Annotated in this window: 8 protein-coding genes; 4 read left to right on the top strand and 4 right to left on the bottom strand. The window is 38.2% G+C overall.

What is annotated here, in order from left to right; translation table 11 throughout:
* The 4 genes from CLV94_RS14070 to tsaD form a co-directional block, all read right to left on the bottom strand.
* Complete coding sequence (locus CLV94_RS14070; protein WP_121377134.1) at window positions 1-1,092, bottom strand: AI-2E family transporter; 1,092 nt, start codon at window positions 1,090-1,092, stop codon at window positions 1-3.
* Between the two features lie 89 nt (window positions 1,093-1,181).
* Entirely contained in the window at window positions 1,182-1,823 is a 642-nt protein-coding gene (locus CLV94_RS14065) for a DUF4159 domain-containing protein (protein WP_121377133.1), read from the bottom strand.
* 20 nt (window positions 1,824-1,843) lie between these two features.
* Window positions 1,844-2,551, bottom strand: coding sequence for a 16S rRNA (uracil(1498)-N(3))-methyltransferase (locus CLV94_RS14060; protein WP_121377132.1), 708 nt, complete (start codon window positions 2,549-2,551; stop codon window positions 1,844-1,846).
* Window positions 2,552-2,553: 2 nt separating this feature from the next.
* On the bottom strand, window positions 2,554-3,576 hold the full coding sequence (gene tsaD, locus CLV94_RS14055; protein WP_121377131.1) for a tRNA (adenosine(37)-N6)-threonylcarbamoyltransferase complex transferase subunit TsaD: 1,023 nt from the start codon (window positions 3,574-3,576) through the stop codon (window positions 2,554-2,556).
* 106 nt (window positions 3,577-3,682) lie between these two features.
* On the opposite strand from tsaD, the gene CLV94_RS14050 reads away from it, so the two are divergent.
* The 4 genes from CLV94_RS14050 to CLV94_RS14035 all read left to right on the top strand — a co-directional run bounded on the left by CLV94_RS14050 (window position 3,683) and on the right by CLV94_RS14035 (window position 11,446).
* Entirely contained in the window at window positions 3,683-8,113 is a 4,431-nt protein-coding gene (locus tag CLV94_RS14050) for a translocation/assembly module TamB domain-containing protein (RefSeq protein WP_121377130.1), read from the top strand.
* Between the two features lie 169 nt (window positions 8,114-8,282).
* The gene (gene pfkA, locus CLV94_RS14045; RefSeq protein ID WP_121377129.1) at window positions 8,283-9,269 is read left to right on the top strand and encodes a 6-phosphofructokinase; all 987 of its coding nucleotides are present in this window, start codon (window positions 8,283-8,285) and stop codon (window positions 9,267-9,269) included.
* 112 nt (window positions 9,270-9,381) lie between these two features.
* The gene (gap, locus tag CLV94_RS14040; protein WP_121377128.1) at window positions 9,382-10,383 is read left to right on the top strand and encodes a type I glyceraldehyde-3-phosphate dehydrogenase; all 1,002 of its coding nucleotides are present in this window, start codon (window positions 9,382-9,384) and stop codon (window positions 10,381-10,383) included.
* A gap of 214 nt (window positions 10,384-10,597) precedes the next feature.
* Window positions 10,598-11,446: an N-acetylglucosamine kinase gene (locus CLV94_RS14035; protein WP_121377127.1), complete on the top strand. Its 849-nt coding sequence runs from the start codon at window positions 10,598-10,600 to the stop codon at window positions 11,444-11,446.
* Window positions 11,447-11,459: the final 13 nt, after the last annotated feature.

The following is an 11,459-nucleotide window of genomic DNA, read 5'->3' as shown; positions in this document are numbered from 1 at the left end:
CTAAATGCCTCGGGTTAATATTTTGACAACAGGATTATTAGGGAAAAACTCTTTGGCAACCACTTTAGCAATCGTATAGAGCGGTACAGCTACAATCATTCCTAGTACGCCAAATATAAAGCCGCTGGCAAGAATTACGATAAAGATTTCCAAAGGATGAGAATTGACGCTGTTTGAAAATATCAATGGCGTGGTGATGTTGTTATCAATTATCTGCGCTACAGAATACCCAATCAAGACATATAATGTGGTCGAAAGCATTTCGCCTTGAGATTCCGGATCCATATGACCGAGCATCGTCAGTACGGCTACCAATATCGTTGCGATCAGCGGTCCGATATAAGGAATGATATTCAGCAAAGCAGTAATAAAAGCGATGATGAAAGCATTTTCTACTCCGAATATGAGCAAGACAATCAAATAACAGATAAATAAAATGGTTACCTGTCCGATTAAGCCAATAAAATAACGGCTTAGCAGATGGTTTATCTTTCTGAAAGAATTCAAAATCTTATCTTCATGTTCGTTCGGCAAAATCTTTTTGGCATTTACCGTAAATAACTTTCGGTCTTTTAAGAAGAAGAAAGTAATAAAGATTATGGAACCGATGGCAACTCCAATATTTCCAAGTATGGAAATCAGGGAGTTAAGAAAGTTCGGAATAAAATTTAAGTTTAGTTTCGAAGCTAAATTCGACTCCTTGACCATATTTTCAATATCGATATTATGGCTTGAAAAGTAATTGTTTAATTGTTCAGTCAAATTTGTCAGATCGGCTTCCAATTTGGCGGTATCCAAAAGCGAAAGATTTTCTCCTTGTGAAATAATCAACGGAACGAACATCATGATAAAACCTGCCAAAAGCAAAATGAAGAATAGGAGCGTCACGACAACTGCTACAATATGATTGAATTTCAGCCTTTTCTCTAAAAATTTCACAATCGGATTTCCTATCATACTGACGATTAGCGATATGAATAGAAAAAGAATGACGGACTGTATTTTATACAAAAGAAATAATAAAAGTAAAATCCCGGCAGTAATGGCTAAGGCTCGTAATATTCCGTTTCCGATAGTTTTTGAAGTCACCATATTTTTCTTTTTTGTAAGTCTAATGTAGTTAAAAAAAACGGAGTTGTCCTAATTTAAAAGCTTATAATAATTGTTTTGAGGGAATCGTTCTAATTATTAAAAATATAATAGATGATATTGGCGCCCATTTTTAAAGCTTTTTCCCTGACTTCTTTTGGGTCGTTATGGACTTCGGCATCTTCCCAGCCATCGCCTAAATCGGTTTCATAGGTGTAAAGAAGCGCTAGCCTGTTTTCGATAAAGATTCCGAAAGCCTGCGGTCTTTTATTGTCGTGCTCATGAATTTTTGGAATTCCAGAAGGAAAAGAATACGGTTTTTGGAATATAGGATGGTTTGCAGGAATTTCAACAAGATTATTGTTTGGAAAAACTTTTTTTAATTCTTTTCGGATGTATTCGTCCATTCCGTAGTTGTCGTCAATGTGTAGAAAACCTCCCGAAGTCAGATAGTTTCTAAGGTTTATCATTTCAGAATCGCTAAAAACGACGTTTCCATGTCCTGTCATGTGGACAAAAGGATAGGAAAGTAGGTCAGGGCTTCCAGGCTCGACAGTAGCTGGTTTTGAAGCAATTCGAGTATTGATGTTCTGGTTGCAGAACTTGATCAAATTGGGCAATGATGTCGGATTTCCGTACCAGTCACCACCGCCATTGTATTTTAATAAGGCAATTTCTTGGGCATTAGCTCCAAGCGAGAGACACAAAAGGAAAGCGAAATATATTTTTTTCATACGTTTAGGCTTCGGCCAAATTATTCGTTTATAAAAACAACGCTATGGCAGGCAACAACTGCTGCGGTTTCAGTTCTTAATCGTGTATTTCCTAAAGTTACGGGAATATACTTGTTTTCGAGCGCTAGCTTGATTTCCTTTTCAGAAAAATCACCTTCTGGACCAATCAAAATCGTTACATCTTTATTTGGTTTTACAACTTTCTTCAATGATTTTTTGTCGGTTTCCTCACAATGCGCAATCAAGTTCAAGCCTTCACTTTTTTGCTGTTTTATAAAATCTTTAAACAAAATAGGTTCATTCAATTTTGGAAGGTAATAATGCAAAGATTGTTTCATCGCCGACAATATAATTTTGTCAAAACGATCGGTCTTGATGACTTTTCTTTCGGAATGATCGCAGATAATTGGCGTGATTTCGCTGATCCCGATTTCGGTCGCTTTCTCTAAAAACCACTCGAAACGATCGTTCATTTTAGTCGGCGCTACGGCCAGATGCAGGTAGTATTTTGAAGGTTCGCTTTTTTCTGAACAAACAATTTTTACCAAACATTTTGAATCAGAAGCCAGTGTAATTTCTGTTTTGAATAAATATCCTAAACCATTGGTTACGTATAAATTATCACCTTCTTTTTTACGTAATACTTTAATTATATGTTTACTTTCTTCTTTATCAAAAGAAAAGATTTCGCCGTTTTGGGTAATCGTGGGGTTATAGAATAATTGCATACTTAAAAATCAATTCGTGCTTTAGAAACCACTGAGTTGTCTTCAAATTTTGAAGAAAGGTATTTTTGATATCCGACAATTCCAATCATGGCTGCGTTATCGGTTGTATATTCGAATTTAGGAATAAATGTTTTCCATCCGTATTTTTTTTCTGCTTCTTTCAGCGTTTGTCGGATTCCAGAATTAGCCGAAACGCCGCCACCGATGGCGATCTGTTTTATTCCGGTTTGTGCGACTGCAAGTTTCAATTTGTCCATCAAAATCTGGATAATCGTATATTGTATAGAAGCGCAGATATCATTTAGATTTTCATCTATAAAATTCGGATTTTCCTTTACATTTTTCTGAATGAAATATAAGACAGCCGTTTTCAGTCCGCTGAAACTGAAATCAAGTCCAGGTACTTTTGGTTTCGTGAACGGAAAAGCTTTCGGATTTCCTAGCTTCGCATATTTGTCAACCAAAGGCCCTCCAGGATAGGGAAGCCCCAATATTTTAGCACTCTTGTCAAAAGCTTCGCCAACAGCATCATCAGTAGTTTCTCCGATAATTTCCATATCAAAAAAGTTGTTTACTTTAACGATCTGTGTATGTCCGCCGCTGATGGTCAAAGCCAAGAAAGGAAACTCAGGTTTGTCATAGCCTTCTTCTTCAATAAAATGGGCCAAGATATGAGCATGCATATGGTTGACCGCAATCAATGGAATCTTTAAAGCCAAAGACAATGATTTGGCAAAAGAACTGCCTACCAACAACGATCCCATGAGCCCAGGACCTTGCGTAAAAGCTATTGCATTTAATTGATTTTTATCGATATTTGCTTTACGAATGGCCATCTCGATAACAGGAACGATATTTTGCTGATGGGCTCTCGAAGCAAGCTCGGGAACGACACCGCCATATTCGCCGTGAATGCTCTGATTTGCAACAACATTCGACAAGACTTTGTTGTCTTGCAGGACGGCGGCTGCAGTATCATCGCAAGAACTTTCGATGGCCAATATAAAAAGAGAGTTATTTCCCATAAAAGGGCACGGATTTTGAATTATATTTGACAAAAATAAAACAATTAAGAGTATCAAAAAATTTAAAAAAATAGTATTTCGTACCTTACTGGGTATAATCCTACTTTTGCTGCTACTCGGTATTGCGCTTTCGCTCCCTTTTGTACAGACTAAAATTGCACATTACGTTACCGAAACTTTAAACGAAGATTACGGAACAGATATTAACGTTGATCAGGTTGCTGTTTCGATTTTCGGCGGTGTAAAGCTGAAAACGGTACTCATTAGGGACCATCACAAAGATACGCTGATTTATGCAAATTCCATAAAGACCAATATCTTAAGCTTCAAGAAACTAAAATCTGGGGATTTGATTTTTGGAGATATTTATGCAGACAAGCTCTTCTTTAATCTTAAGAATTATAAAGGCGAAAAGGAATCCAACATCAATGTTTTTGTAAAATTATTTGAAACAGGAAAGAAATCTCCGAAACCTTTCCAGCTGAATGCTGATAATATCTATCTGACCAAGAGCCATTTTAAGGTAACGAATGAAAATGCTGTCACTAAAACAAGCGTCGATTTTACGAAGATGGACGCCAGTGTGCGCAAGTTCAAGATTTACGGAAGCGACATTACCACAGAAATAAAAAAACTAGCATTCCAAGACCATAGAGGGCTGTTTGTCAAAGATCTGACAGGAAAATTCAGCTACTCGAAAGAAAGCATCTTGTTGAAAGAACTTAACCTTTTTACAAAGGAATCCAACTTGAAAGGCAATGTCGTACTGACTTATAAAGAAGGCGGGCTTGCCGACTTTGTGAATAAAGTGCATTTTGATGTAGATGTGGATTCGGCTTCGATTTCCACAAATGACTTGAACCATTTCTACAATGAGTTCGGCAAAAACAAAAAGTTTAATTTTTCTACGATCTTAAGCGGGAGCATGAATGATTTCTATACCCGTAACCTGAAATTGGTGGTAGACAATCATTCTCGAATTGTAGGAGATATCAACTTCAAGAATCTTTTTAATCCTGACAAGAATGCTTTTCTTATCCGAGGAGATTTTAAGCGACTGTCCTCTGATTATGCTAACCTGAAAGGCATTTTACCAAGAATTCTTGGTGAAAAACTTCCTTCTTCGTTGGAATATTTAGGTGATTTTGATATTACAGGAAATGCAGAAGTTACCAAAACGGACGTAAAAGCGGATATCTATCTGACAACTGCCATTGGGGAGCTTGCGGCAGACTTGCAGCTTTTTGACATTGATAATATTGACAATGCTTCGTATAAAGGGAATATAAATTTCGAAAAATTTAATATCGGAAGATTTTTAAGACAGAAAGATTTTGGCGCTGTTACGCTGGATTTAGAAGTAGAAGGAAAAGGATTCACGCGAAAATTCTTGGATACAAAAGTAAGCGGTACCGTCTATAGCCTAAATTTCAAAAAATACAACTACAAGAATATTGAAATCGATGGAACTTTTAAAAATCCTTTATTTCAAGGAACGGTACTCGTAAATGATGAAAATCTTAAAATGGATTTCAAAGGCTTGGTAGATTTGAGCAAAAGAGAAAATCGTTATGATTTCCATGCTTTAATCGATTATGCCGATTTAAACAAGCTGCAGTTGGTCAAAAGAGACTCTATTTCGCTTTTCAAGGGAGATATCATGATGCAGGTTACAGGAAATAGCATCGACAATATGTACGGTGATATTGCTATTTCCCAGACGTCTTACCAAAACCAAAAAGACATTTATTTCTTTGATGATTTTACAATACAATCACGCTTTGACGAAAATAGGGTGCGTACTATTTCGATCAACTCGCCTGATATTATCAAAGGGCAGATTGTCGGAAAATACGAATTCAGACAGGTCCCGAAAATTATAGAAAATGCAATCGGTAGTTTATATACCAACTATAAGCCCAATAAAGTCAAGCCAGGGCAGTTTTTAGATTTTAATCTTTCGATATACAATAAACTTGTAGAGGTTTTTCTTCCTGATGTCTCGATAGGAACCAATACGGTCGTTTCTGGAAAAATGACCTCCGACTCTAATGAGTTCAAGATGAATTTTGATTCGCCAGAGATTGAAGCCTATGGGAATTATTTTGACAAAGTTTCGTTGGAAATTGACAATCAGAATCCGCTTTACAATGCGTATATCGAAATGGACAGTATCAAGACCAAACGATACAAGATTTCGAATTTCAGTACTATTAACGTAAAGTTGGAAGACACGCTCTTTTTTAGAACAGAGTTTAAAGGAGGCAAAGAAAGCAAGGACTTTTTTAATCTGAACGTCTACCATACGATTGATGAAAAGAATAACAACGTTGTCGGTATCAAAAAGTCGGAAGTAAATATCAAGGACTATATGTGGTTCTTGAACGAAAATGATGCGAACGACAACAAGATTGTATTTGATAAGAAGTTTAAAAATTTCTCTATCGAAAACATCTTGATGACGCACAACAACCAGCGAATTGAACTAGAAGGTATTATGCGAGATAGTACCTATAAAGATATCAAGCTGAGCTTTAATGATGTCAGTTTAGGCAAGTTATTGCCTTCGATGGACAGCCTTCGGGTAGAAGGAAACCTGAATGGAGAAATCGACTTTAGGCAAAATAAGACAGTCTACCAGCCTACATCAACAATCACTATCGACAGCCTGCATGTCAATGAGATCGCCTTGGGTGACCTGTCTGTAAAGATACAAGGAAATGAAAACCTGAACCGTTTTAGCGTCAACTCAGTATTGCAAAACAACGACGTAGAAAACTTTATTATTACAGGGGATATCGGCATATTGAATAAGCAGACGCTTTTTGACCTTGATTTTAAGTTCAACAGATTTAACCTTGGAGCATTGAGTCCGCTAGGCGGAAATGTTATTTCAAGGATTCGAGGATTTGCTTCAGGGAATGCCAATTTTGCAGGAACCTTAAAAGATCCACAGATTAATGGAAGGCTATTCTTAGACGAAGTCGGACTGAAAGTGCCATACCTTAACGTCGACTATGAGTTTGACGAACGTTCGATCGTTGACCTGACGGAAAACCAATTTCGTTTTAACGATGCCAGGATGACCGACACCAAATACAATACAAAAGGTTATCTGACGGGAAGCATCAAACACCAAAATTTCAAAAAATGGGTGCTAGATCTCAACATAAAGTCGGATAGGTTATTGGCTTTGGATACGAAAGATTCAGACGATGCCATGTATTTCGGTACGGCCTTTATTGCCGGAACAGCTTCTATAAAAGGCCCTACAAACGGATTGTTGATTACGGTTGATGCAGAATCCAAACAAGGGACTGCAATCAAAATCCCGATCAATAGCGCATCGGGTGTGGGCAATAATACTTTCATAAAGTTCTTGAGTCCGAAAGAAAAATACAATCAAGAAAATGGAATAGTCGAGCAGGTCGTGAATAATTCGGGTCTTGAGCTGCAGTTTGACTTAAAGATTACGCCTGAAGCAGAAATAGAAATTATCATCGACAGAAATACTGGACATGCGCTGAAAGGCAAAGGTGATGGAACCATGAGGCTGGAAATTAGTACGCTCGGAAAATTCAATATGTGGGGCGATTATCAAGTGAGGGAAGGAGAATACAACTTCAAATACGGTGGTATCATTGATAAAAAATTCTTGGTGAAGAAAGGAAGTTCTATTTCTTGGGACGGAGATCCGCTTCGTGCCCGTCTGAATATCGACGCAATTTATAAGACGCAGGCAAACCCAGCCGTTTTGCAAGATAATGCTTCGTTCAACAGAAAAGTACCAGTGGAAGTCGTAATCGGACTTACAGGTAACTTGATGAATCCTGAGCCCGATTTTACGATTAATTTCCCAACGGTAAGCTCGGTATTGAAATCGGAATTGCAAGTAAAGCTTGACGATAAAGATACGCGTGTCAACCAAGCGCTTTCGCTTTTGGGTACGGGTAATTTCTTAAGTTCTGAAAATGCAGGAAGCGCAGTTTATGGAAGCTTGTTCGAAAGAGCGAGCGGATTGTTCAATGACCTTTTCCAAGACGAAGACGGTAAGTTTATCGTGGCTTTAGATTACCAAATGGCGGATAGGACGCCGACTGCCGAAACCAGCAGCCAATTTGGCATTGCTATTTCTACGCAAATCAACGAACGAATCTCCATAGATGGAAAAGTCGGTGTTCCTGTTGGTGGCGTAAACCAGTCGGTTATCGTAGGTAACGTCGAAGTAAAATATAGAGTAAACGAAGACGGAACTTTAAACTTGAGGGTATTCAATCGTGAAAATGACATTAACTATATAGGAGAAGGCATCGGCTATACGCAAGGGCTTGGGGTTTCCTATGAAGTCGATTTTGATACCTTAAAAGAACTGTGGTATAAGATTTTCAATATCAAGACTAAAGAAGAAAAAGAAAATGCTGCCGATCATGTTCCTGATTCTGACCTATCGCCAGACTTTATTCAATGGACTCAGGACAGAAGAAAAAAGACCGAAAACCCAAAAACGGAACAACAAAAAGTTCCAGAATCGGAATAAACATGCTCCAATTTTCCCTTTAATTTACAAAAATTATCAACTTCTAAGAGACGGAAATAAAAACTTATCAACGAAATCGATTGAAATTCTAATTGTTTCCTAAATTATTAAAAACCCTACCTTTAAAGTAATATATGTTTGCTAATTTTACATTATTAATAGCAAATAAATGTCAAAAACAATAAAAAAAATCGGCGTGCTGACTTCTGGAGGAGATTCCCCTGGAATGAATGCCGCAATCCGTTCTGTAGTCAGAACCTGCGCCTATCATAATATTGAATGCGTCGGGATTTACAGAGGATACCAAGGAATGATTGAAGGCGATTTTAAGGAAATGGGACCTCGTAGCGTAAACAATATCATTAACAAAGGAGGAACGATCTTAAAGTCAGCCCGCTCGAAAGAGTTCATGACCGAAGAGGGCAGAAAGAAAGCCCATGCCAACTTAGTTGATGCTGGAGTGGAAGCCTTGGTGGTTATCGGCGGTGACGGAAGTTTTACTGGTGGCCTTGTTTTTAATAAAGAATACGGTTTCCCTGTCATCGGAATTCCTGGAACTATCGATAACGATATATTCGGAACTACTCATACATTAGGCTATGATACGGCTTTGAATACGGTCGTAGAAGTAATCGATAAGATTAGAGATACGGCGAGTTCGCACAACCGACTGTTCTTTGTAGAGGTTATGGGGCGTGATGCTGGGCATATTGCCTTGAATGCAGGTATCGGTGCAGGAGCAGAAGAAATCCTTATTCCTGAAGAGGATTTAGGATTAGAAAGGCTATTGGAATCACTTCGCAAAAGTAAATTATCAGGAAAATCTTCAAGTATTGTAGTCATCGCAGAAGGCGATAAGATCGGCAAGAATGTTTTCGAGCTAAAAGACTACGTGGAAGAAAATATGCCAGAATACGATGTACGTGTTTCTGTATTAGGACACATGCAGCGTGGCGGGGCTCCTTCTTGTTTCGACCGTGTCTTGGCAAGCCGTCTGGGCGTAAAAGCTGTAGAATCTATCTTGGATGGAAAAAGCAACTATATGGTCGGGCTACTAAACGACAAGATCGAGCTGACTCCTTTGGAACAAGCTATCAAAGGACATTCGCAAATCGACAGAGAATTATTGAGAGTGTCAGACATCATGACAACATAATATTCCCTTCTTTGAAATACATCTGGCAGTGTATTTCTTTTCAAACAAGCAAAATAAACAAATTACATAATCGGCTAAAAGCGCAAGCTTGAAGCCCTAAGCAAGCAAAAAAATGTCAAAAGTAAAATTAGGAATAAACGGTTTCGGTAGAATTGGTAGAATCGTTTTTAGAGAAACCTTCAATAGAGATAATGTAGAAGTAGTAGCCATCAACGATTTATTAGATGTTGAGCATTTGGCTTACCTTTTAAAATATGATTCAGTACACGGCCGTTTTGCAGGAAAAGTAGAAGTAAAAGACGGAAAGCTTTTCGTAAACGACAGACAAATCCGTGTTACAGCAGAAAAAGACCCATCGACCTTAAAATGGGACGAAGTAGGAGTGGACGTTGTAGCAGAATGTACAGGAATCTTCACGACTCTTGAAACAGCCAATGCCCACATCAAAGGAGGTGCTAAAAAAGTAGTAATTTCAGCTCCTTCGGCAGATGCTCCAATGTTCGTGATGGGCGTGAACCATACCAAAGCAACAGCATCTGACACGATTGTATCAAATGCATCTTGTACGACCAACTGTTTGGCACCATTGGCAAAAGTTATCAATGACAACTTCGGAATCGTTGAAGGCTTGATGACAACTATCCACGCTACGACTGCAACGCAATTGACAGTTGACGGACCTTCTCGCAAAGATTTCCGTGGCGGAAGAGCTGCCCTTTTAAATATTATTCCAGCTTCAACAGGTGCTGCAAAAGCAGTAGGAAAAGTAATCCCAGAATTGAACGGAAAATTAACAGGTATGTCGATGCGTGTTCCAAACGCAGACGTTTCTGTTGTGGATTTGACTGTAAAACTTCAAAAAGAAACTACTTACGAAGAGATAATGAAAGTATTGAAAAATGCTTCTGAAACAGACTATAAAAACATTATCGGATATACTGAAGATGATGTGGTTTCTCAAGATTTTATCTCTGATTCTCGCACTTCTATCGTTGATGCTAAGGCTGGAATCGGACTAAACTCAACTTTCTTTAAAATTGTTTCTTGGTACGACAACGAATACGGATACTCAAGCAAATTGATTGACCTATCTGTACATATCGCGCAACTGTAATTAATAATTGAATTGTCCCGTCATTAATTTGGCGGGACTTTTTTATTTTTTCGGCAACAAATCAACACCGATTTATGCCAACTATTTTTTCCGTATTTTAGTTTCAGAATCGAACCGCTTATAGCGCAAGATTTGTTTAAAATTCGGAACCAGAAATAAGAAAGAAAGGTGTTCTTATTGCTGCCCATAATACGAAATTAACTAACGACCATAAATGAAATTATTAGTAGACAGTGGCTCAACAAAAGCAGATTGGATTGCATTAGATGATAATGGAAACAAGTTGTTCACCACGCAATCTTTAGGATTGAATCCTGAAGTTTTAGACAAAAAAGAAGTTATCGAGCGTTTGGAAGACCGTTTCGATATCTATCACAATAGAAAAGCAGTCACGCATCTTTTTTTCTATGGAGCAGGATGCGGAACTGACAGAATGAAAAATTCGCTTTCTGAGACTTTCAGGGAGTTTTTCCCAAACGCAGAAGTATCTGTTAAAGAAGATACGTATGCGGCAGCATATGCGACCAATCCGACCAACGAAAGATCAATCATCTCCATCTTAGGTACAGGTTCGAACTGCAGCTATTTTGACGGAGAAGAACTACACCAAAAAGTACAGTCGCTTGGCTATATTGCCATGGACGATTGCAGCGGTAACCGCTTTGGAAGAGACTTGATTCGCGCTTATTATTTTGGCAAGATGCCCAAAAAACTCGCTTCTCTTTTTGAAAAAGAATATGATTTGGATGCCGACGTAATCAAGAACCATCTTTATAAGCAGGCCAATCCGAACGCTTATCTGGCAACCTTTGCGAAATTCCTGATCCAACACAAGGATGAGGAATTTATCCAGCAATTGGTTTTTGAGGCCATGCAGACTTTTGTAGACAACTATATTACGCAGTTTGAAGATTGCCATGAAGTTCCGATTCATTTTGTAGGCTCCATCGCTTTCTATCTGAAAGATGAATTGAAGCTTGTCTTGGAAAAGAACGGCTTGAAAATAGGAAATGTTTTAAGAAGACCGATTGACGGACTGATAGAATACCACAGGATAAACTAAATTTTGGTTTTAT

The organism is Flavobacterium endophyticum, assembly GCF_003634455.1.
Taxonomy (GTDB): domain Bacteria; phylum Bacteroidota; class Bacteroidia; order Flavobacteriales; family Flavobacteriaceae; genus Flavobacterium; species Flavobacterium endophyticum.
Note: the sequence above shows the minus strand (reverse complement) of the source record. Positions and strands in the feature narration are given on the sequence as shown.